This window comes from Streptomyces sp. NPDC037100 (genome assembly GCF_055606225.1).
Genome location: NZ_JBVJSX010000015.1, coordinates 1 through 20,835, shown reverse-complemented (window position 1 = coordinate 20,835; position 20,835 = coordinate 1). Strand labels below are relative to the sequence as shown.

The 20,835-nt window shown below is 71.0% G+C and carries 18 protein-coding genes and 3 pseudogenes; 13 read left to right on the top strand and 8 right to left on the bottom strand.

Annotated features, from left to right (window positions below; all coding sequences use genetic code 11):
* The first annotated feature begins 121 nt into the window (after nt 1-121).
* The 8 genes from ACZ7EG_RS35350 (at nt 122) to ACZ7EG_RS35315 (ending at nt 7,448) form a co-directional block, all read left to right on the top strand.
* Entirely contained in the window at nt 122-1,807 is a 1,686-nt protein-coding gene (locus ACZ7EG_RS35350; protein ID WP_471088209.1) for an FAD-dependent oxidoreductase, read from the top strand.
* Between the two features lie 337 nt (nt 1,808-2,144).
* Nucleotides 2,145-3,299 (top strand): SchA/CurD-like domain-containing protein, encoded by a 1,155-nt coding sequence (locus ACZ7EG_RS35345; protein ID WP_471088207.1) that lies wholly within the window; start codon nt 2,145-2,147, stop codon nt 3,297-3,299.
* Between the two features lie 69 nt (nt 3,300-3,368).
* Nucleotides 3,369-3,812: a cupin domain-containing protein gene (locus tag ACZ7EG_RS35340; RefSeq protein ID WP_471088205.1), complete on the top strand. Its 444-nt coding sequence runs from the start codon at nt 3,369-3,371 to the stop codon at nt 3,810-3,812.
* Entirely contained in the window at nt 3,809-5,077 is a 1,269-nt protein-coding gene (locus ACZ7EG_RS35335) for a beta-ketoacyl-[acyl-carrier-protein] synthase family protein (RefSeq protein WP_471088204.1), read from the top strand. Before ACZ7EG_RS35340 ends, ACZ7EG_RS35335 begins: the two co-directional genes overlap by 4 nt.
* Entirely contained in the window at nt 5,074-6,324 is a 1,251-nt protein-coding gene (locus ACZ7EG_RS35330) for a beta-ketoacyl synthase N-terminal-like domain-containing protein (protein ID WP_471088202.1), read from the top strand. The genes ACZ7EG_RS35335 and ACZ7EG_RS35330 overlap by 4 nt, the downstream gene beginning before the upstream one ends.
* 35 nt (nt 6,325-6,359) lie before the next feature.
* Nucleotides 6,360-6,614, top strand: coding sequence for an acyl carrier protein (locus ACZ7EG_RS35325; protein WP_471088200.1), 255 nt, complete (start codon nt 6,360-6,362; stop codon nt 6,612-6,614).
* 1 nt (nt 6,615) lies between these two features.
* Nucleotides 6,616-7,095: an SRPBCC family protein gene (locus ACZ7EG_RS35320; protein ID WP_471088198.1), complete on the top strand. Its 480-nt coding sequence runs from the start codon at nt 6,616-6,618 to the stop codon at nt 7,093-7,095.
* 20 nt (nt 7,096-7,115) lie between these two features.
* Complete coding sequence (locus ACZ7EG_RS35315; protein WP_471088196.1) at nt 7,116-7,448, top strand: TcmI family type II polyketide cyclase; 333 nt, start codon at nt 7,116-7,118, stop codon at nt 7,446-7,448.
* Between the two features lie 106 nt (nt 7,449-7,554).
* On the opposite strand, the gene ACZ7EG_RS35310 is transcribed toward ACZ7EG_RS35315, so the two are convergent.
* From ACZ7EG_RS35310 to ACZ7EG_RS35300, 3 genes are all read right to left on the bottom strand, one after another.
* Nucleotides 7,555-8,583, bottom strand: coding sequence for a methyltransferase (locus ACZ7EG_RS35310; protein WP_471088194.1), 1,029 nt, complete (start codon nt 8,581-8,583; stop codon nt 7,555-7,557).
* 92 nt (nt 8,584-8,675) lie between these two features.
* On the bottom strand, nt 8,676-9,779 hold the full coding sequence (locus tag ACZ7EG_RS35305) for a right-handed parallel beta-helix repeat-containing protein (protein ID WP_471088192.1): 1,104 nt from the start codon (nt 9,777-9,779) through the stop codon (nt 8,676-8,678).
* Between the two features lie 129 nt (nt 9,780-9,908).
* Nucleotides 9,909-11,387 carry an MFS transporter gene (locus ACZ7EG_RS35300; RefSeq protein ID WP_471088190.1) on the bottom strand — a complete coding sequence of 493 codons (1,479 nt, stop codon included), beginning with the start codon at nt 11,385-11,387 and terminating at the stop codon, nt 9,909-9,911.
* 253 nt (nt 11,388-11,640) lie between these two features.
* Between ACZ7EG_RS35300 and ACZ7EG_RS35295 the strand changes: the two genes are divergently transcribed.
* Nucleotides 11,641-12,564, top strand: coding sequence for an MmyB family transcriptional regulator (locus ACZ7EG_RS35295; protein WP_471088188.1), 924 nt, complete (start codon nt 11,641-11,643; stop codon nt 12,562-12,564).
* 324 nt (nt 12,565-12,888) lie between these two features.
* On the opposite strand, the pseudogene ACZ7EG_RS35290 reads toward ACZ7EG_RS35295, so the two are convergent.
* A pseudogene (locus ACZ7EG_RS35290) lies at nt 12,889-13,164 on the bottom strand (GNAT family N-acetyltransferase); the annotation flags it as partial.
* 142 nt (nt 13,165-13,306) lie between these two features.
* Nucleotides 13,307-13,942 carry a hypothetical protein gene (locus tag ACZ7EG_RS35285; protein ID WP_471088186.1) on the bottom strand — a complete coding sequence of 212 codons (636 nt, stop codon included), beginning with the start codon at nt 13,940-13,942 and terminating at the stop codon, nt 13,307-13,309.
* 283 nt (nt 13,943-14,225) lie between these two features.
* Between ACZ7EG_RS35285 and ACZ7EG_RS35280 the strand changes: the two genes are divergently transcribed.
* A complete protein-coding gene (locus ACZ7EG_RS35280) occupies nt 14,226-14,393 on the top strand; it encodes a hypothetical protein (protein ID WP_471088184.1) in 168 nt (55 codons plus the stop codon).
* 92 nt (nt 14,394-14,485) lie between these two features.
* Here ACZ7EG_RS35280 and ACZ7EG_RS35275 read toward each other — a convergent pair whose 3' ends face one another.
* Nucleotides 14,486-15,991: an FAD-dependent oxidoreductase gene (locus ACZ7EG_RS35275; protein WP_471088182.1), complete on the bottom strand. Its 1,506-nt coding sequence runs from the start codon at nt 15,989-15,991 to the stop codon at nt 14,486-14,488.
* 155 nt (nt 15,992-16,146) lie between these two features.
* On the opposite strand from ACZ7EG_RS35275, the gene ACZ7EG_RS35270 reads away from it, so the two are divergent.
* Nucleotides 16,147-17,343 carry a cytochrome P450 gene (locus ACZ7EG_RS35270; RefSeq protein ID WP_471088180.1) on the top strand — a complete coding sequence of 399 codons (1,197 nt, stop codon included), beginning with the start codon at nt 16,147-16,149 and terminating at the stop codon, nt 17,341-17,343.
* A 121-nt stretch (nt 17,344-17,464) separates the two neighbouring features.
* On the opposite strand, the gene ACZ7EG_RS35265 is transcribed toward ACZ7EG_RS35270, so the two are convergent.
* Together ACZ7EG_RS35265 and ACZ7EG_RS35260 are read right to left on the bottom strand one after the other, a co-directional pair.
* Nucleotides 17,465-17,836 (bottom strand): hypothetical protein, encoded by a 372-nt coding sequence (locus ACZ7EG_RS35265; protein WP_471088178.1) that lies wholly within the window; start codon nt 17,834-17,836, stop codon nt 17,465-17,467.
* A 714-nt stretch (nt 17,837-18,550) separates the two neighbouring features.
* A complete protein-coding gene (locus tag ACZ7EG_RS35260) occupies nt 18,551-19,897 on the bottom strand; it encodes a jacalin-like lectin (protein WP_471088176.1) in 1,347 nt (448 codons plus the stop codon).
* 174 nt (nt 19,898-20,071) lie between these two features.
* Between ACZ7EG_RS35260 and ACZ7EG_RS35255 the strand changes: the two are divergent.
* Both ACZ7EG_RS35255 and ACZ7EG_RS35250 read left to right on the top strand, forming a co-directional pair.
* Nucleotides 20,072-20,386, top strand: a pseudogene (locus tag ACZ7EG_RS35255) (MBL fold metallo-hydrolase); the annotation flags it as partial.
* A 44-nt stretch (nt 20,387-20,430) separates the two neighbouring features.
* Nucleotides 20,431-20,622 (top strand): annotated as a pseudogene (locus ACZ7EG_RS35250) (nuclear transport factor 2 family protein); the annotation flags it as partial.
* Nucleotides 20,623-20,835: the final 213 nt, after the last annotated feature.

The window sequence follows — 20,835 nt, the reverse complement described above, 5'->3', positions numbered from 1 at the left end:
AGGGCCGTACCGCGAAGCACGCGGGTGAAGCCTGAGCCGCCGTCACCTCCCCGGGGCATGCATGAGGATCGCCGCCGCAACCGGATGGGCCGGCGGCATCGACGCACTGGAGGCGAGAGTGATGAAAGAACGAGCCGGACAGGCGGGCCCGCGCACCGTCGACGTCCCGGTCCTCATCGTGGGCGGCTCCCTGGTCGGCCTGGCAACCTCGTTGTTCCTGGGACGGCTGGGCGTACCGCACCTGCTGGTGGAGCGCCACGCGGGGACCTCCATCCACCCGCGAGGCCGGGGCAACAACGTCCGCACCATGGAACTGTTCCGGGTGGCGGGTGTGGAGAAGGCCATCCAGGAGGCGGCCGCCACCCTGTCCGTCAACCACGGCATCCTGCAGGCGCCCACCCTGGTCGGCGACGCGGGCGAGTGGTTGTTCAAGGACATCGACCCGGGCGGTGGACTGGCCCGCTTCAGCCCCAGCGCCTGGTGCCTGTGCAGCCAGAACGACCTCGAGCCGGTCCTGCTCGACCACGCCCGCAGGCACGGCGGCGACCTGCGCTTCTCCACCGAACTGATGTCGTTCGACAGCGACCCCACCGGTGTGACCGCCGTGGTCAAGAGCCGTGAGACGGGTGAGCACACCACCATCCGCGCGAACTATCTCGTCGCCGCGGACGGCCCCCGCAGTCCCGTACGTGAGCAGCTCGGCATCGCTCAGAGCGGACCCGGCGACCTGTTCCACAACGTCAGCCTCACCTTCCGCTCCCACCGGCTCGCCGACGTCGTGGGCGACCGTCACTTCATCGTCTGCTACCTGACGAACCCGGAGGCCGACGGCGCCCTGCTGCCGGTGGACAACCGCGAGAACTGGGTCTTCCACGCCCCCTGGCACCCCGAGCACGGACAGCGTCTGGACGAGTTCACGGACGAGTGGTGCGCCGAGCACATCCGCCGGGCGGTCGGCGTCCCCGACCTCGATGTGGAGATCACCGGCAAGGCGCCCTGGCACGCCGCCCAGAGGGTCGCCCGCAGCTATCGGTCGGGGCGTGTGTTCCTCGCCGGTGACTCGGCTCATGAGATGTCCCCCACCGGGGCCTTCGGGTCCAACACCGGTATCCAGGACGCCCACAACCTCGCCTGGAAGCTGGCCGCCGTGCTCGACGGCTGGGCCGGGGAGGAACTGCTGGACACCTACGACGCCGAGCGCCGTCCCGTGGCCGAGGCCACCAGCGCGCGGGCCGCGGCCCGGTCGGCCGAGCACAGCCACCCGGGATTCGCCGCCCCGCCCGGAGCGGGCGGTGGCGGCCCACGACAGGGCATCCTCAACGTGGCCCTCGGCTACCGCTACCCGCAGGGCGCCGTCGTCGGCGCCGACCCCGCCGCCCCGGTGGTGCCGGAGAGCCTCGACCTGACCGGCGGACCCGGCAGCAGGGCGCCGCACCTGTGGGTGCGCCGCGGGGACGAACGGATCTCGACGCTCGACCTCTACGAGCGGTCCCTCGTCCTGCTCAGCGACGCGGCAGAGCCGAACGAGTGGCACGCGGCCGCCGTGCGCCTCGCCGACGAACTGTCCCTCCCGCTCACGTCGTACCGGGTGGGCAGCGGAGCTCGGGCGGACCTGGTGCCCGAGGAGGCCACCGACTGGGCGGAGCGCCACGGCACGGGACGTGGGGGCGCCGTGCTCGTCCGGCCCGACGGCTTCGTCGCATGGCGGTCACCGGGCCCGGAGGCGGAGGCCGAGGCGGTGCTGCGCGAGGTCCTGCGGGACGGACTGGCGGTCGTCCGAACCCCGCGGGCGGCTCCGCTCGCGTGAGGCGTTCTGCGCGAGCCCTGCCCGCGGCGGCGGCATCGGCCGCCTTCGCCACCGGCGCCCCTGACGCCGGTGGCGAAGACGGTGACACGGGCGGGAGGACGCCGGGGCGCGGACGCGCACATCACCTGTGCGGGGGACCGCGACCGGCGGACCGAGGAGCACGCCGACGGCCGAGGTCTCCTTCGCCCATCAGGTCCGTGCGTCACCGGCCCTGTCACTCACGTACTTCATCCGAGTCGCGCGATGCGCGGGGACAGGCACAGGATCGAGGAACGCTGACGTCGCATCACTGCGGCCAACGTTCACTTTCCCCCTCCGCGAAGGAGATGTGCGCAGGATGACCACCACATCCGAACGGGTTGCAGGTTCGCGGGCGCAACAGGCGTCGCACCATGTCTCGCAGTCCGTGTTCGACGGTTCCCGGCTCCGAGTCGTCCTCCTGGTCGACGTCCACGACGGCGCCCAGCAGGAGTTCCTCGATGCCTACGAACAGCTGTGCAACCAGGTCGCGTCCGTCCCCGGGCACGTCAGCGACCAGCTGTGCCAGTCGATCGAGAACCCCTCCCAATGGCTCATCACCAGCGAGTGGGAGAGCGCCCCGCCGTTCCTCGCCTGGGTCAACAGCGAGGAGCACGTGCGGATGGTGGAGCCGCTGCACAGCTGCGTGCGCGACACCCGGTCACTGCGCTTCCACGTCGTCCGCGAGACCGGCGGCCCGGCGGCGGACGCCGACCAGGCGGAGCGCCGGCTCCAGACGGCGCCCAGGATCGGCGACGGCGTCATCCGGCACGCGCTCACCTTCACCGTCAAGCCGGGCAGCGAGGAGATCGTCGCCAAGATCCTCGCCGACTACGCCTCGCCCGAGCCGCAGGTCGACGACACCACCCGGCTGTGCCGCACCTCCCTGTTCATGCACGGCAACCGCGTGGTGCGGGCCATCGAGGTGCGGGGCGATCTGCTGGCCGCGCTGCGCCACGTCGCCCGGCAGCCCGAGGTCCGGGCCGTCGAGGAGGCCATCAACCCCCATCTGGAGCAGGACCGCGACCTCGACGACCCCGAGTCCGCCCGGGCCTTCTTCACCAGGGCCGCGCTGCCGGCCGTCCATCACGTGACGGTGGGTCGGCAGGACTCCCAGGCCGAGCGGTGCGCCCTGTACTACCCGGCCCGGCCGGACCTCGGCATGAAGCTGGCCGAACTCCTGTCCCGTCAGGACGAGGCGGCGGCGGACGACCCGCGCAGCCCGGTCCTGCGCAGCACCGTCTTCCAGCGCGACGACGTCGTCGTGCGGCTCGTCGACGTGCGCGACGGGCTCGAAGCCGCCGACCCGGTCCAGATCCTGGGTCTCGCCGACTCGGCGCAGGTGGCCGAGCTGACGACGCTTCTGGACGACGCGGGCACGGACGCCACCGCGTCGAAGGACGGCGTCATGGCGCGCCTCCTCGAACTCGCGCGCATGGACCTCGTCACCGACCGCCGCTCGCCCGACGCCTGATTCACCGTCCCGTGGGAGAGGCGGTGCCTGCCTCTCCCACGGTGGTGCAGCACATCAACGGAGGAACGCGTGATCACATCTCGTCCCAGAATCGTGAGCATGAGCGACGTCGAGCCCAACCGCCGGCGAGGCGGTGACCTGCGTGCCATGCTCACTCCGGCCGCGGTCGGCGCCACCAGCGGTTTCATGGGCGTGGCCCTCATCGAGCCCGGTGACCGCATCGCCGAGCACTACCACCCGTACTCCGAGGAGTTCGTGTACGTGGTGTGCGGGCAGCTGGAGGTGGACCTCGACGGCGAGCCGCACCCGCTGCAGCCCGAGCAGGGGCTGCTGATCCCCCTCAACGTGCGCCACCGCTTCCGCAACGTCGGCGACGTGGAGGCGCGGATGGTGTTCCACCTCGGCCCGCTGGCCCCGAGCCCGCCGCTGGGCCACGTCGACACCGAGGAAACCGACGCCGAGTCCGCGGTGGTGGGGGCGGAGGCAGCCGCACGACGTCAGGTCCGGTCATGACGCGACGAGTGGTGGTCACCGGCATAGGCATCGTCGCTCCCGGCGGCATAGGAGTACCGGCGTTCTGGAACCTCCTGACGGACGGGCGTACGGCGACTCGGGCCATCACGTTCTTCGACCCGTCCGGTCTGCGTTCCCGGATCGCCGCCGAGTGCGACTTCGACCCGGCTGCCCACGGCCTGGACATGCGGGACGTAGAACGCTGCGACCGCTACATCCAGTTCGCGCTGGTCGCGGGCGAGGAAGCGGTACGGGACGCCGGTCTCGACGTGGGCGCCGAGGACCCGTGGCGCGTCGGTGTCTCGCTGGGCACCGCGGTCGGCGGCACCACCCGGCTGGAGAACGACTACGTCCTGGTCAGTGACAGCGGACAGCACTGGGACGTGGACCACCGCAAGGCGGGCCCGGAACTGCACCGCGCGTTCTCGCCCAGCACGCTCGCCTCGACGGTGGCGGAGCGCTTCGGGGCACACGGCCCGGTCCAGACCGTCTCCACGGGCTGTACCTCCGGGCTCGACGCGGTCGGGTACGCCTTCCACACCGTCCAGGAGGGCCGGGCCGACGTGTGCATCGCCGGCGCCTCGGACTCGCCGATCTCCCCGATCACCATGGCGTGCTTCGACGCGATCAAGGCCACCTCCCCGAACAACGACGACCCGGCCCACGCCTCACGGCCCTTCGACGCCGACCGCGACGGGTTCGTCATGGGCGAGGGCGGCGCCGTACTCGTCCTGGAGGAGCTCGAGCACGCCCGGGCCCGCGGCGCCCACGTCTACTGCGAGCTCGGCGGGTACGCCACCTTCGGCAACGCCTACCACATGACCGGTCTGACCAGCGAGGGCCTGGAGATGGCCCGGGCCATCGAGGACGCCCTCAACTGCGCACGGCTCGACCCCACCGCGATCGACTACGTCAACGCGCACGGGTCGGGCACCAAGCAGAACGACCGTCATGAGACCGCCGCGGTGAAACGAGTTCTGGGCCCGCACGCCTACGACACCCCCATGAGTTCCATCAAGTCGATGGTGGGCCACTCCCTGGGCGCCATCGGAGCGATCGAACTCGTCGCCTGTGTACTGGCCCTGGCCCACCAGGTCGTACCGCCGACCGCGAACTACGAGACCCCCGATCCCGAGTGCGACCTGGACTACGTCCCGCGCGTCGCCCGTGAGCGCAAGCTCACCGGCGTGCTCTCGGTGGGCAGCGGATTCGGCGGCTTCCAGTCCGCGGTGGTCATGAACCGGCCGAGGGAGAAGACACGATGAGCGAACCCCGTCCACGGCGCGCGGCCGTCACGGGAATCGGTGTGGTCGCGCCCAACGGAGCCAGTACCGAGACCTTCTGGAAGTCCACCGCGGAGGGCATCAGCGCCCTGGAGCGCATCACCCGGGAGGGCTGTGAACACCTGCCGCTGCGGGTGGCGGGCCAAGTGCGCGACTTCGACCCGTCGGCGGCGATCGAGGAACGCTTCCTCGTCCAGACCGACCGGTTCACCCACTTCGCGATGGCCGCGGCCGACTTCGCGCTGGACGACGCCCGGCTGCACCGGCCCGAGACCGACGAGGCGCCGTTCTCCGTGGGCGTGGCCACCGCGGCCGGTTCCGGCGGCGGCGAGTTCGGACAGCGCGAACTCCAGCAGTTGTGGGGCAAGGGCAGTCGCTTCGTCGGCCCGTACCAGTCCATCGCCTGGTTCTACGCCGCCAGCACCGGCCAGATCTCCATCCGACGGGGCTTCAAGGGCCCCTGCTCGGTCGTCGCCGCCGACGAGGCCGGCGGCCTGGACGCCCTCGCCCACGCGGCGCGGGCCGTGCGGCGAGGCACCGATGTGATCGTGGCCGGTGCCACCGAGGCGCCGATCGCGCCCTACTCGGTGGTCTGCCAGCTCGGTTACCCAGAGCTCAGCACGGTCGACGATCCGGCCCGTGCCTACCGTCCGTTCACCTCCGCGGCCTGCGGGTTCGTGCCCGGAGAGGGCGGCGCCATGGTCGTGGTGGAGGCCGAGGGCAGGGCCCGGGCACGGGGCGCGCGCGTGCGGGCCCACCTGGCCGGACACGCGGCGACCTTCACCGGAGCCTCCCGCTGGGAGGAGTCCCGGGAAGGGCTCGCCCAGGCCATCCGAGGGGCCCTGGCCGAGGCCGACTGCGCTCCCGAGGACGTCGACGTGGTCTTCGCCGACGCCCTCGGCGTACCGGAGGCCGACCGCGCCGAGGCCCTGGCCATCGCCGATGCTCTCGGGGCGCACGGCAACCGCGTGCCCGTCACCGCGCCGAAGACCGGGATCGGCCGGGCCTACTGCGCGGCGCCGCTGGTGGACGCCGCGACAGCGGTGCTCTCGATGGAGCACGGCCTGATCCCGCCCACCCCCCACGTCTTCGACATCTGCCACGACCTCGACCTCGTGACCGGCCGGGCCCGTACCGCCGAGGTACGCACGGCGCTGCTTCTGAGCCGGGGACTCATGGGGTCGAACTCGGCGCTCGTGCTGCGGCACGGCGCCACCGACGCCTCGTAGCGAGGCGCCGTGGAGCAGGAGAGGAAGGGAATGGCATGACCGACCGCATCACCGTGGAAGAGCTGGCCGAACTCATGAAGAAATGCACCGGTGTCACCGTCACACCCGAGGAACTCCGCCGCGACGACACGGCCTTCGATGGTCTCGGCGTCGACTCGCTGGGCCTGCTGGGCATCGTGGGTGAGCTGGAGAACCGGTACGGCACGCCGATGCCGACCGACGCCGAACGCTCCAAGTCGCCCCGGCAGTTCCTCGACCTCGTCAACGGTGCACTGCTGACAGGAGCATGAGATGACCGGACACACACAGAACGAGATCACCATCGCGGCGCCCTTGGACCTGGTCTGGGAGGTGACCAACGACCTGGAGAACTGGCCGCAGTTGTTCAGCGAGTACGCCTCCGTCGAGATCCTGTCCCGGGAGGGCCACCGGACGACCTTCCGGCTGACCATGCACCCGGACGAGAACGGCACCGTGTGGAGCTGGGTCTCGGAGCGCGAGCCGGACCGCGAGACGCTCACGGTCAAGGCCCGCCGGGTCGAGACGGGCCCCTTCGCCCACATGGACATCCTCTGGCGGTACGAGGAGGTACCGGCCGGCACCCGCATGGTCTGGACGCAGGACTTCGCGATGAAGCCGGACGCGCCGGTCGACGACGAGTGGATGACGGACAACATCAACCGGAACTCCAAGGTGCAGATGGCCCTGATCCGCGACCGCATCGAGAAGATCGCGGCGGAGCGCGGTGCGACGCACCGTCTGAACGACTGAGCCGGACGGAGACTCACCCCATGCACCAAGCTCTGATCGTCGCCCGTATGGCCCCCGGATCGGCGCCCGACATCGCCAAGGTGTTCGAGGAGTCCGACCGGGGGGAGCTGCCGCGGCTCGTCGGGGTGACCCGGCGCAGCCTCTTCCAGTTCGGCGATGTGTACATGCACCTGATCGAGGCCGAGCGCGATCCCGGTCCCGCCATCGCCGAGATCAGCGGGCATCCCGAGTTCCGGGACGTCAGCGAGCGGCTGGCCGCGTACGTCAGCGCGTACGACCCGGAGACCTGGCGTTCCCCCAAGGACGCCATGGCGCAGCGCTTCTACCTCTGGGAGCGCGAGCCGGCCGGCTGACCGCCGCCCGTGACCACCGGTCGCCGGGTCCGCAGCGTCGCGGACCCGGCGACCGGTGGTCTGCCGTGCGGTTCCCGGGGCACGAGGACCGCGGGACGCGGTCGGATCAGCCGGGAACGTGGCAGTCGAACGCGTGCAGGTAGGGGTTGACCGGACGGATGTCGTCGATGACCAGGCCCGCCTCGGTCAGCCGGTCCGTCATGCTCTGGGTGGTGTGCTTCGCCCCGCCCACGTTGAGGAGCAGCAGCAGGTCCATCGCCGTGCTGAACCGCATGGACGGCGTGTCGTCCACGAGGTTCTCGATGACCACGACCCGCGTCCCGGGACCACCGGCCTCACGGACGTTGCGCAGGGTGCGGGCCGTGCTCTCGTCGTCCCACTCCAGGATGTTCTTGATGACGTAGACGTCGGCCTGCACCGGGACGGCCGTCCGGACGTCGCCGGGCACCACGCGCGCACGATCAGCGAGGTCGCCGCCCGGGCGCAGTCTCGGCAGGGCGTTCTCCACCACCCGGGGAAGGTCGAGCAGTGTCCCGTGCATCGCGGGGTACTTGTCCAGCAGGCTCGCGACCACGTGCCCCTGACCGCCGCCGATGTCGGCGACCGACGCGCTCCCCGACAGGTCGAGGAACTCGGCGACATCGCGCGCCGACTGCACGCTGGAGGTCGTCATGGCGCGGTTGAAGACGTCGGCCGACTCCGGGGCGTCCTCGTTGAGGTAGGGGAAGAACTCCTTGCCGTACAGGCCCTCCACCACGTTGCGGCCGGTGCGCACCGCCTCGTCCAGCTTCGGCCAGACGTCCCAGGTCCACGGCTCGGTGCACCACAGCGAGATGGCGCGCAGGCTGTCGGGATCGTCCTCGCGCAGCAGCCGGGAGACGTCGGTGTGTGCGAAGGTCCCGTCCGGCTGTTCGGCGAAGACGCCGTAGCAGGACAGGGCCCGCAGGAGCCGTCGCAGCGGGCGGGGTTCGCTCTTCACCGCGGCCGCGATGTCCTCCACGGCCATGGGGGTGTCACCGAGGGCGTCGGCGACGCCCAGCCGGGCGGCCGCGCGCAGGGCGGCGGCACATGCCGCCCCGAATGCGAGTTCCCGCAGCCGCATGGACGGCGCAGGGGCAGGCTGAGTGGTTGTCATGTGCCGCCTTCCTTCCTTCTAGGGTCATGTGAAGCACGAGGATCACGGGGCATGCGTGCGAGCGATGGGTTCGCCAAGAGCGAGGCGGGCGGTCAGCACAGGCCGACGGGCTGGGACGACGCGCAGGAGTTGTCCTGGAACGTGTTGCCCTGACCGAGATCCCTGTTGACCAGGTCCGCGGGGGAGTTGCCCTGCAGCAGGTTGGCGCTGATCCGGTTGCGCTCGCTGGCCGTGCCCACCAAGCTCTTGAACAGGACGATGCCTCCCGACAGGGGGGAGTTGCCGACGTTGTCCTTGATCACGTTGTGAGTGATCAGGTTGTCGTCGGCGCCCGTCACCACGATGCCGGATCCCTGCAGGGCGTCCAGCCGGGCCGTCTTCGGGCAGAACTTGTTGTTGCGCTCGATGCGGTTGCCGCGCACGGTCACGAAGCCGGCCTTGGGCTTGTTCTCGTCGCCGACGACGAAGACGGCCGCGCAGTTGCCCGTGAGGTGGTTGCCCTCGACGGTCAGGTTGCGCAGCCGGCGGACGGTGACGCCGATCCGGTTGCCCTCCAGCCGGTTGTGCTCCACGACGGTGCCCTCGGTGTCCGGGGCTCCCAACTCCTCCTTCACCGAGTTGGCGAGAAGCAGACCCGCGTCGCCGTTGTCCCGGGCCGTGTTGCCGCGGAACACGCCACGGAGCGAGTGCTCGGTGGCGATGCCCCACACCCCGTTCCTGGCCGCGGTGACATCCCGCACGGTCAGTCCGTCCGCCTCATGGGCGTACACGCCGGTCTTGTCGAAACCGGTCACCGTCAGGGAGGCGATGGTGACGCCGTCGACGCCGTGGTCCTTGGTGCCCACCACACAGATGCCGTTGCCGGCCGCGGCACAGCTGTCGGCGGCCCTCGCGAGGGGCGATGCGGTGCTCGGGGCGGTGGTGGCGGTGCTCGTGCCCACCGCCGGCCGGAGCACCGTGCCGCGGCCCATGCCGTGCAGGGTGAGCCCGGGCGTGGTCACGTTGACGCTCCCATGGTGGGTGCCGCGCGCGAGCAGCACGGTGTCGCCCGGCCGAGCGCTGTCCACCGCTTTCTGGATCGATTCTCCCGGTCTCACGACATGGACCGTGTGGGCGGCGGTGGGCGGAGCGGCGCCGAGGCCCGTCCCGACCAACGCCGCCAGGCACGCCAGAGGTGCGATATGGCATTTCTTCATATCGCGCAGGTTATGTCCCATGCATCGCGAACGAGCGGGTTGGTCCATCCGGCGGCGTGGCCCCGCCGGTCACTCACCTGCCACCCGTGATCGGCGGCCGGCCGCTGCCGGACATGTGGTGACGCCACGTCACCCCCGAGGCAGGAGGAGCCGGGCGAGAGCGGCGGTTGCGAGGAGGAGGGCGGCGACCGTGAGGAGGCCGGCGCGCATGCCCGGAAGGGAGAAGACCTCGCCGGAGCCGGAGATCAGGCCCCCGAAGAGGGCGACGGCGAGCGCGCCGCCGGTCTGGCGAAGGGAGTTGAGGAGCCCGGAGGCGGTTCCCGCCCGCTCCTGCGGGACGGCGTCCATCATCAGCGCGGTCACGGCGGGCACCGCGAGCGCCCCGCCGACGCTGAGCGGCAGCAGCAGGACGAGCACGAGCCACAGCGGGGTGTGTGCGGCGAGCGGCAGCATGGCCAGCATCGCTCCGGTGAAGACGAGCTGCCCGGTGACGATGACCGGGCGTCGCCCGACGCGCTCGGCGAGGCGCGGCGACACCAGGTTGGTCGCCGTCACGACCGCCGACATCGGCACGAACATCAACCCGGCCGCGACGGCCGACATGCCGCGCAGCTGCTGGTAGTACAGCCCGAGCAGGAAGATCCCGCCGTAGAAGGCGGCGTTGATGGCGAAACCGACGGCGAGTGGGACGGCCACCCGGCGGTCCCTCAGCATGGCCGGCGGAACCATCGGCCGAGGGTGCCGGGCCTCCACCGCGCGGAAGGCGCACCCGGAGACGAGCGCGAGCGCGGCAGCGCCCAGGACGGGTCCGCTGGTCCAGCCCAGGTGGCCGCCCTCGATCACGGCGAACGCCAGCCCCGCCAAGGCCAGTACGGCGGTGAGCTGGCCGGCGAGGTCCAGCGCGGCGGGCCGGCGGGGAGAGCGCGGCACCCGCAGCAGCAGGCCCAGGACGACCGCGCCCACGGGAAGGTTGAGCAGGAAGACAGCCCGCCAGCCGGCCGTGTCGGTGAGCAGCCCGCCCAGCACGGGCCCCGCGGCCATCGCCACCGAGCCGCCGACCGTCCACAGGGCGATGGCCCGGGCGCGCGACCGCGCGTCCTCGTAGGCCTGCCGGATCAAAGCCAGCGAGGCCGGCATGACGATCGCGGCGGCAGCGCCCTGCGCCACGCGCGAGGCGATCAGCACACCGGTGTCGGGTGCCAGCGCGCAGGCGAGGGAAGCGAGGGTGAACAGGGCGACGCCCCAGGTGTAGGCGCGGCGGGCGCCGGTGCGGTCGGCGAGTGCGCCGGCCGAGAGCATCAGGGCCGCGAACATCAGGGTGTAGGCGTCAACGACCCACTGCAGTCCGGACATTCCGCTGTCGAGGGAGCTGCGGATCGAGGGCAGCGCGATGTTCACGGCCGAGACGTCGATGGTGATCACTGTGAAGCCGAGAAGCGAAGCGACCAGGGCGGCGCCGCCTCGCCGCGGCGCGCTGACGGTCTCGGAGGGCGGCACCTCTGGTCGGCCCCGGTCCGGCGTACGTCGCCCCGGCCGCGGTGTCGGCGGCGCTGCCTCGTGCCCGGGACCGGAGGTCGTGGAGGAGGACAGCGGAGGGGTGGCCGGCATGGTGAGCTCCTTGAATGCGCGAGAACGGCTGGGCAGGGAGGGTGGAAGGGATGACCGGGCGGGCGGCTGCGGCGCACCGGGGCCGCGGTCCGGTGTCGTGCACCCCCTGGGCTCCGGCGGCCGGGCCGCCCGCTCCGACACCAACTCTCCGTCCGACCCGCGGCCCCCGACAGACCGCACTCCGCCCCGGGTGCGGCGTTCCTGGTCCTGACACGGCCCCCCACGCCTCTTGACCGCCTGCGACAATGACCTGATGACGACATCGGATGCGAGGGGCACGGAGCTCGGCCGATACCTGAAGGCCCGCAGAGCGCAGGTACGCCCGGAGGACGTCGGTCTCCCGGCCGGCGCGGGCCTGCGCCGCACGCCCGGACTGCGCCGCGAGGAGCTGGCCGCGCTGGCCGGGGTGAGCGTCGACTACTACATCCGCCTGGAGCGCGGCCGGGAGACCAACCCCTCCCCGGCCGTCGTGGACGCACTCGGCCGTACCCTCCGGCTGCGCGGCGACGGCTTCGAGCGCCTGCACGAGCTCGCGGAGCTGGCCTCCGGCCGCGCCTCCGAGCTGCCGGCCTGCGCGGACCACGACGTACGCGACTCGGTGCTGCGGATGCTGGAGTCGGTGCGTCCGCTGCCCGCCTATGTGGTGAGCCGGTACAACCGTGTCCTGGCCGCGAACCCGCCCGGACGACGGCTGATGCCCGGGCTCTGGGACTGGCCCGAGGACCAGCGGAACCTGACGCGCTACCTCTTCCTCCACCCGGTCGGCCGGACGCTCTACGAACCGTGGGAGGAGACCGTCGCCCTGTCGGTCGCGCATCTGCGGGCGGTCGGCGGGGCCGACCCGGACAGCCCCGAGCTCACCACGCTCGTCGGCGAACTGATGCTGAAGTCACCGCAGTTCGCCCGTCTCTGGGAGCGATACGACGTCTGCGAACGCGGCGGCGGCCAGAAGTCGTTCCGGCACCCCGCGGCCGGCCCGATGACCCTGACCTACGAGGTCATGCGACTGGCCCGGACGGGCGGCCAGCGCATGATCGTCTACCAAGCAGCCCCCGGCACCCCGGACGAGGCAGCCATGCTCCGTCTGGAGTCCCCGGACACCCGACCGGAGCCGGCAGCCCCCCGCCACGCGCAGCCCACGAACGCCCCCGCCACGGCGCAAGCCTCCGCCCGCTAGTGCCGCATCAGGCAACGCTCCCCTCGGCGTTGCCGGCGGAGCGCGTACGGCGGGGCACCTAGCCTCGTGTGGTGCACTCTCACCTGAGCTTCGAGAACCTTCCTGCGCTGCCTCACGAGGTCGTGGTCGAGGCATTGGAGCGGGCTCTTCGTGACCGCGCGGCCGAGGGCGAGGTCGCGAGCGTCCTGCGTCTCAGTGACGAAGCCCTCGCCCTTGTGCAGTCACTGGCACTGGCGGCGCGTGCCGAGGCTCATCCGGCACCTCGTTTTCCTTTCGGCTCACCGGCAGCAGTCACTCGACTGACCGGCCTCGGGAAGCGGCCGCTCAACCGGAGGGCATGCCCGACGCCCACACGCCGAACCACTGCTCGGCGCCGTACTCCTCGAACCGCTCCACCTCGGTGAACCCCAGCTTCACCGCGAGGGCCATCGCGCGCTCGTTGGCGGTCTGGGTGCAGAGCACCACCGGCTCGCCGGGATGCGCGTCGGCGAACCAGCCGAGCGCCGCCGCGCACGCCTCGGCGGCATAGCCGCATCCCCAGACTTCCGGCAGCAGCATGTAACCGAGTTCGGCCTCATCGGCCTCCGGCCGGATGTGACCTCCTCACCCCATCTCTCTGCTCAGCCGGTCTTCGGACGCAGACCCGACAGCCGTCACGCCGGATCCGGCAGGTTCATCAGCGCGAGCTTGGCCGGGTCGACCAACCTTGATGTCGGTGATCCGGCCGCAGTGCCTCCTGCCGTCAGCTGTCCGTGGGCTCGGGCTTGGCCCCGGTTTCGGGGGCGGACTTCCCGCTCTGCGCGGGCGCGCTGTAGAAGACGGACCTGCCCTGCTTCGAGCGCTCGGCCCCGCTCTTGGCCACGAGGCCCTCGAGGGTGACGCGTACGACCTTCGGCGAGATGTCGCGGTCGGGGTGGGCCTGGCCGAGCGCTGTGGAGATCTCGGCGGCGGAGCGCGGCTCCTTCTGCTCGGCGAGGTGACGGCGGATGAGCTCGACCAGGGTCAGCTCGGCGCCCTGTGCGGTGTCCGGCGTCTTGGCCGCCGACTTCCGGGCCGTCTTCTTCGCGGGGGCGGCAGCTGACTTGCGTGCTTTCTGCTTCCCACCGGCCGCGGCGCCGGCCTTCTTCCGCCGCGGGGAGGGCACGGTGGCACTCTTGGACTCGACCGCGGACGCGGTCTGGGCCTGAGTGATGCCGAGTGCCTGCTGCATGCTGACCAGCACGCTGTGGTCGTGTTGCAGAGCGGCCAGCTGCTCCTGCAGGGAGGCGATGTCCGCGCTGATGCGTTCCTGTTCCTTGAGGTTGGCGTCGAGGTCGCCCGTCACCTGGGCGATGTACTGCGATGCCAGTTCGGTGGCGGGAGTTGCTGTCTCGGGCATGGCGCTGACCCTTCCTGTGTACCGCACGTTGTCCTGGTGGGAGATGGTACGGACAAGAGCAGGCACTTGTTCCCGATGAGTAGCGTCCTTTTGTTCGACGTCGGCCTCCGGTTCGCGGTGTTCGGTGTCAACAGGACGTTGCCGGAAGCGAGTTGACACTCGTGGTGGCAGTCGCAGCTGCCGGAGGACTTCATCGGCGCCCGCACAGGCGGGCGAACATCCCGGTGTCTGCGGGCGTGAAGTCGGGGCATACGGGCTGCATCCCCTTCGAGAGGAGCTCGTCATGCTCGGCATAGTCGCGGCAGTGTTGTTCTTCCTGGCGTTTCTGATCAACGCGACTGAGATCAGCACCAACGATGTGTTCTCTTCGACGAACGTCATGTTGCTGGGATTGATGTGCCTGGGTCTGCAGGTGGCCGGCGTCGGTGCCGGCTGGGCACGCCGACGCTGACCTCACGCTCCAGCAGGTCCGGTGACGTCTGGCCACCGGACCTGCGCCGGCCCCGAGAGTGGCCGGGTCGGTACACGAGGTGCAGGGGCCTGCTACATACCGGTGCCCTTCAGCCCGACGCGTGCCAGGTACCGGCCGAGGTGCTCAGGGCCGTCAGCAGCCAGACCGATGTGCTGGTCGGGGCGGATGAGGAACAGTCCGGTACCCAGTTCCTGCGCGAGCGGTCCGCCGGTCACCTGGTGGCTGCGCAGACCGGCTGCCTCGGGGGGCGGAGCACAGTTCACCGCGAGCAAGGTGAAGTCCGGGCCTCTCAGCAGGTCGAAGAGGCTCCGGGAGGGGCCCTCGGTGGTGACGCACGGGAGGTCCGGCGCACGGTCGCCGGCCTGGAATCCGGTGGGAGAACGGCGCTCCCGCGCGTCGGTCGAGAGCTCACTGTCGCGGTAATGCACTGACAACAGGTGGCAGACCCGACCCCGGTATCGTGCTTGCTCGTCGGCGTCCTGCGGTGTGCGACCGGCCCGGTACAGGCGCGTGCTGAGGTCCAGCGTGTCCGCCGCGGCGGCCCGGCGCTCGGCTTCGTAACTGTCCAGCAGCGTGTCCGGGGCATGGCGGTCGATGACCTGGCCCAGCTTCCAGCCGAGGTTGTAGGCATCCTGCACGCCGATGTTCAGCCCCTGGCCACCGCCGGGCGGGTGCACGTGCGCGGCGTCCCCGGCGAGGAAGACGCGCCCCTGACGGAAGCGTTCGGCCATCGCGGTACGAGGCCGGTAGAACGAGAACCATCCCACGTCCGTGACGGCGTCGGAGGACAGATGGGTACGGGCGGCGACCAGACGGCGCACGGTCTCGGGCGTCGCGGTGAACTCCTCACCGGTGATCTTGGCGTTCAGCTGGAAGTCGTCGGTTCCGGGCAGCGGACACAGCAGCAGTTCACCTGCCGGGTCGGGCCAGATGTGCCAGTGATCGCGATCCAGTCCCTCGACGCGTACGTCCGCCACCACGGCCGAGCGGAGCCCGCCGTCCTCACCCTTCATGGCGATGCCCAGGGACTCGCGCACCGTGCTGTGGCTGCCGTCCGCGCCCACCAGGTAGAGCGCCGACATCAGGCGACGGCCACCGTCGGAGTGCGTCACCTCGGCCGTCACATGCGTGTCGGTGTGGGTGACGGAGGTGAGCCGGGCACCACACTCCAGTGTTCCGCCCAGGTCGAGCAGCCGATCGCGCAGGATGTCCTGTGTACGCCACTGAGGGACCAGCCACGGACGCGGGTGCCGTGACACCGGGGCCTCAGGGTCCGGCTGGATCAGCTGCCACTCGCCCTGGCGCTCGCCGTCGCGCCAGGTCTGCATGGGCGGGAACGGGGAACCGGCGGCCCTCAGCGCGTCGGCGACGCCGAGGTCGTCGAACGCCTCCAGCGTGCGGGACTGCAGGCTCTTGCCGCGCGACCCGGGGAGGAGCCGGTCGCCGGCCTCGATGACATGGGTACGCACACCACGCCTGGCCAGATCGCAGGCGAGGGTGAGACCGGTGGGGCCACCGCCGACGACCAGCACGTCCACGGCCGGCCGCTGCGGTGTCTGAGGACTCGGATCGGGCACGTCTCCCCGCTTTCTGCCGTTTGACCGGCACTGGGTGCATGGAGCGGCGCGCTGCCGCACTATGCGAGATGTCCCCGGCGGGCCGGGCGTCCGTGCCCCGGGCCCACCCGGTTCCGCCCACTTGGCCGCACCGCAGCACGCGTTCAGGAGTACACATGGCTCACGTCGCCGCCTGTCCCTTCGACTTCAGCGAGCAACTGGCCTTCGACCCGTCACTCGCACAGCTCATGGCCGGCGGCCCGGTCAGCCGTATCCGACTGCCCTACGGCGAAGCCGACGCGTGGCTGGTCACCAGCTTCGACGGCGTACGCCAGGTGACGACCGACCCGAGGTTCAGCCGGGCCGGCATCGTCGGCCGCGACTACCCCCGGATGACTCCCGAGCCGATCGTCTCCCCGGAGTCGCTCAACGTCATGGACCCGCCGCGCAGCACCCGACTCCGTCATGCCGCCGCCCGGGCCTTCACACAGAGCAGCGTGAAGCGCATGACGCCGGCCATCGAACAAGTGGCCCACCGTCTCGTGGACGAGATGATCGAGCAGGGCCCGCCGGCCGACCTGGCCCTCGGCCTGTCCGCGCAGCTGCCCAACCACACCATCTGCGCCTTGCTGGACGTACCCGCCGCGGACCGGCCTCTCATGCTGCGCTACACCCAGCAGATGCTCACGACCGCCCCCGAAGCCAGGCAGGCGGCGGCCGAGGCCAAGCAGTTCCTGCGCTCCTACTTCACCGCGCTCGTCGCCGCACGCCGGGTGGAAGGGGGTGATGACCTCATCAACACCATGGCGGCCTGTGAGCAGGGCGAGGAGCCCCTGAGCGACGACGAGTTGGCCGTCCTGGCACTGACGCTCATCCTCAGCGGCAACGACACGGCGACCTGTCAGATCAGCAACATCGCCTTCACCCTGCTCACCCGTCCCGAGCTCGCGGACCTGCTGAGGCGCAGTCCCGAGCAGCTGCCCCGGTTGCTGGACGAACTCCTGCGGCACATCCCCTTCCGCAAGGGCGTCGGCATCCCGCGCATCGCCCTGGAGGACGTGAAAGTGGAGGGCGTGCTGATCCGCGCGGGTGACTTCGTCCACGTCTCCTATCTGGCGGCCAATCGGGACCCGGCGGTGTTCGCGGACCCTGACGCCCTGGACGTCGACCGTTCGTCCCATCCCCACATGACCTTCGGCTGGGGCAATCATCACTGCATCGCCAGCACGCTCGCGATCGCGGAACTCAGCACCGCGATCGGGGTCCTGTTCACCCGACTGCCCGGCCTGCGCCTGGCGGTTCCGGCCGAGGCCGTGCGCTGGGACACCCGGACCATCCGGCGCTTACCGCTGGAGCTGCCCGTGACGTGGTGACACCTCGCGGCCCGGTGCCCGAGCGCCGCCTGCTCCGGCGTGGCACAGCCGTCGAAGGGTATCGGTCAGTTGGCCCCTCCAGCCCGCCTGCTCCGGTCGGTGCGGGCGGGGCGCGCCTTCCTCACGACAGCAGCATGCGCGTCCATGCGATGGCCAGGAAGGTGCAGGCGAGGGTGAACAGGATCTGCACAACGGCCGTGACGGGCATCCTCAGGCGGGCGTGCACGACGGCGCCGGCTGCCGCCACCGCCGGAACGCCCCAGATGACGAGCCACGCCAGGACCGGGGCGTCGGGGGAGTGTGCGGTCGAGGGGGAGTACGGCGAGTGCGCCCTGCCCATGCCGACCGCGACGAGCAGCACCACGGCGACGACGACGATGACAGCGTCCGCGATCAGGAGCAGCAGGGCGACGGCGACGTCGATCAGCCGGGAGGGACGCTCGCGCCGCGGAGGCACGAGAGCGTCCTGGTCATCCGTGAGCGGTGAGGCCATGACATGACTGCACCACGGAATGACGGGTTCGACACCTTCCGGGACCCAGGAGGACCCGACTGTGCCTCACCGTGCGTCTGGGTGCCGCCGACCTTCCCCCACCAGCAGAACCATGAACCCGGCAGTCCCAGCCGCGTACCGTCTGACGGGCCGTCGAGGCGGTAGAGCGCGTGATGGAATCCCCGGACTCCGGCTACCGCGGGCGTGCCGACCGGCCGCGGTCCTCGCTGTCGGCGACTACGACGCTGAGCAACTCAGGCTCGCAGGTCTAGGCCCCGCAGTCTGCCCTCACGGCGGCCGGCCCCCGGCTACCAGGTGACCGGCTACTCCGGAGACGACTTCACCGGCACCTCGTGGACCTTCACCACCGGCCCCGACTCCCCTGACGACGGCCCGCCGTCGCGGCGGACGGGCCGTCCAGGGGCTCTGGCCCTGCACGCTCAAGGTGCCGGGCAGTGCCCGTCGCTGCTCGCGCCGTGTCGCGCGTCTCGGGTGTCCCGGCCTCCGGTGTCGCAGTCTGTGGTGTCGCGGTGTGTGGTGTCGCGGTGTGTGGTGTGAGGCGGCGGACTGCAGACCCTGACTGTCGCGAAGGAGAGCCCGGCGCTCCAGGGAGGCGCACGCCGCACCCTGCTGCGCGAACGACGGCGACAGCCGGTGTGAGGCCGTCGCCGCCGTCGGCGTGCCGGCGCCGGTGGCAGTCGGCGGAAGAGCGCGTCAGCGCTTCGTGTAGATGACGCCCAGCTTGTCGATCTCGGCACCGGCGCGTCCGTGGAACCCGGCGATCTGCCATCCCGACGGCGCGGTGCGGGTCACGCAGTCGGACGTGGTGGTTCCGCCGGACAGGCTCCTGCCGAGGTTCGTGGTGAACTGGGCGGAGAAGATCCGTGTGCGGCCGTCCTTCACGCCCCGGCACAGCTGGGCGGTGTTGAGGTACTCCCCGCTGCCCAGGTTCAGGGTCGACACCGTGCCACCGCTTCCGCCGTGGCTGACGGACTTGCCGCTGCCGAGCGTCAGGCCGACGCCGTCGACCCGGGTGCCGCTGCGCAGCGAGAGGCTGACCGGGCGCGCGCCCGCCGGGACGGCGTCGATGTCGTTGTAGTAGTCGCCGTGCGGCCCGCCGAACTGGTCGCTGAGCCGGAAGTCCGCGGCGCGGGACCAGGAGAAGTCCACCTTGATCGGGTCGTGGTCGGACAGCATGAGCCCGTCGTCGGTGAGGAACCTGGAGTGCTCGTTGTTGTAGGAGGTGGCGTCGAGCGAGACGAGTTTGCTGTCGCGGTACAGGACCTTGTCCACGACCTCGCAGGTGTTGGGCACGGTGGGGCCGGTCTGGTCGCAGACCAGGGCGTCGCTGCCTTTGGCGGGCGGGGTGCCGCCGCGGATGAGCTCGACCCAGGGATCCGTCAGGCCGTTCGCGGCGGCGAACTCGGCGATGGTGTCGCCGGAGCGCGTGTAGCGGGTGTTGGTGTCGCCCATGACGACGACGGCGTTCCCGGCCGAGTGGCTCTTGATGAAGGCCGTCAGCTGGTTGAGGTTGTCCGCCCGCGCGGCCAGGTCGCCGGGGTTCGTACCGGCGTTGGTGTGCAGGTTGTAGAAGTCCACGTACACGCCCTCGGCGAGACGCTGGCGGGCGAAGGTGAACCCCTTGGGCGTGAGGCAGTCACCGGAGTCGAACTGGCAGGACTTCCAGCGCACCCGCTCGAAGTCGTCGGTGTCGTACGGGAGCTTCGCCAGGGTGTTGAGACCGCTGCCGATCCCCGCACCGCCGCTGGTGGGAGTGCGGTGGGCGTGCACGGTGTCGCCCGCGTAGAGAAAGGCGTGGTAGTTGAAGTCCTCCTGGACGTTGACGATGTCGTACGGCGCGATCCGCCGGCCGATCTCCGTGGTGGCGGGTTCGCGCGGGGTGGGAGCGCTGGAGATGCTCTCCGGCAGGCCCGCGACGTTGTAGGCGAGGACGCTGAAGGAACCGGACGCGGGGTCGGCGGCAGCGGCGGGGGAGGTGTTCGTGATGAACCCGCCGATGGCCACTGACGCCACCGCGATGGAGGCTGGAAGTCGGCGCATGAAAACCGGGGCTCCTGACAACGGGGGGTGGGGAGCCGGAACTTACCGCGGGTAATGCCTTGGCTGCCTCCCGCCCCGGTCAAGCGAGACCGAATCTTGACCGACGGGTCCGTACCAGTCGCAGGTCGCAGGGTCGCGCCCACCGCCGGTCGGATCCCGTGGGGTGAGCGACGGCAGGCCGAGCACCGCGCGATCCTGGGTGGCGTGCTGCTCTTCCAGCAGGAGCACGTCTGGGTCGCCGACACCCCCACGCCCGGCGACCGTTCCGCGTGGATCGGCCTCCTCGACGAGATGGCCGCCCTGCAGCCGGAGCTCGTCGTCCCCGGACACCGCCTGCCCGGAACTCCCGCCGACGCCTCTGCTATGACCGCCACCCGGGAGTACCTCGTCGCCTTCGAGGAGGAGCTCGGCAAAGCCGCCGACGGTGCCGCGCTGACCGACGCCCTCGTCAGGCGTTACCCCGACAACGGCATGCTGATCGCCGCCTAGATCGGCGCGAAGGTCGCCAAGGGCGAAATGCGGTGGGGCTGACGATGAGCGAGTTCACCACCTCCACCGCTCCCGCCGACGTCGTACGCCGCCAGTACCTGGCCTCCGCAGCAGGTGACCTGGCCGCCCTGCGCGCCACGCTCGCCCCCGACGTGGAGTGGACGGAGATGGCCGGCTTCCCCCTCCCAGGCACCTACCGCACCCCCGAGGGCGTCACCGCCAACGTGATGGAGGAGCCTTGATCTTGTCCATCGCCTCGTCGGTGAGTGCCACGCGCGTGCCTTCCTGTGCCGGGGGACGGTGCGAACGCCGCCCCGCGTCGCGGCGGGCGAACGTCGCCTGCCGCGGCACTAGTCCTGCTTCTCGCCGGAGGCGAACCGGGAGATGATCAGGGCGACGATGATGATGGCGCCGTTCAGGAACTGGTTCCACAGCGCCGGTACGCCCGC

Excerpts from the sequence above, each read along its gene's own strand:
- ACZ7EG_RS35350 (WP_471088209.1), top strand. The coding sequence starts at position 122 with ATGAAAGAACGAGCCGGACAGGCGGGCCCGCGCACCGTCGACGTCCCG.
- ACZ7EG_RS35345 (WP_471088207.1), top strand. The coding sequence starts at position 2,145 with ATGACCACCACATCCGAACGGGTTGCAGGTTCGCGGGCGCAACAGGCG.
- ACZ7EG_RS35335 (WP_471088204.1), top strand. The coding sequence starts at position 3,809 with ATGACGCGACGAGTGGTGGTCACCGGCATAGGCATCGTCGCTCCCGGC.
- ACZ7EG_RS35330 (WP_471088202.1), top strand. The coding sequence starts at position 5,074 with ATGAGCGAACCCCGTCCACGGCGCGCGGCCGTCACGGGAATCGGTGTG.
- ACZ7EG_RS35325 (WP_471088200.1), top strand. The coding sequence starts at position 6,360 with ATGACCGACCGCATCACCGTGGAAGAGCTGGCCGAACTCATGAAGAAA.
- ACZ7EG_RS35320 (WP_471088198.1), top strand. The coding sequence starts at position 6,616 with ATGACCGGACACACACAGAACGAGATCACCATCGCGGCGCCCTTGGAC.
- ACZ7EG_RS35315 (WP_471088196.1), top strand. The coding sequence starts at position 7,116 with ATGCACCAAGCTCTGATCGTCGCCCGTATGGCCCCCGGATCGGCGCCC.
- ACZ7EG_RS35310 (WP_471088194.1), bottom strand. The coding sequence starts at position 8,583 with ATGACAACCACTCAGCCTGCCCCTGCGCCGTCCATGCGGCTGCGGGAA.
- ACZ7EG_RS35305 (WP_471088192.1), bottom strand. The coding sequence starts at position 9,779 with ATGAAGAAATGCCATATCGCACCTCTGGCGTGCCTGGCGGCGTTGGTC.
- ACZ7EG_RS35300 (WP_471088190.1), bottom strand. The coding sequence starts at position 11,387 with ATGCCGGCCACCCCTCCGCTGTCCTCCTCCACGACCTCCGGTCCCGGG.
- ACZ7EG_RS35295 (WP_471088188.1), top strand. The coding sequence starts at position 11,641 with ATGACGACATCGGATGCGAGGGGCACGGAGCTCGGCCGATACCTGAAG.
- ACZ7EG_RS35285 (WP_471088186.1), bottom strand. The coding sequence starts at position 13,942 with ATGCCCGAGACAGCAACTCCCGCCACCGAACTGGCATCGCAGTACATC.
- ACZ7EG_RS35280 (WP_471088184.1), top strand. The coding sequence starts at position 14,226 with ATGCTCGGCATAGTCGCGGCAGTGTTGTTCTTCCTGGCGTTTCTGATC.
- ACZ7EG_RS35270 (WP_471088180.1), top strand. The coding sequence starts at position 16,147 with ATGGCTCACGTCGCCGCCTGTCCCTTCGACTTCAGCGAGCAACTGGCC.
- ACZ7EG_RS35265 (WP_471088178.1), bottom strand. The coding sequence starts at position 17,836 with ATGGCCTCACCGCTCACGGATGACCAGGACGCTCTCGTGCCTCCGCGG.
- ACZ7EG_RS35260 (WP_471088176.1), bottom strand. The coding sequence starts at position 19,897 with ATGCGCCGACTTCCAGCCTCCATCGCGGTGGCGTCAGTGGCCATCGGC.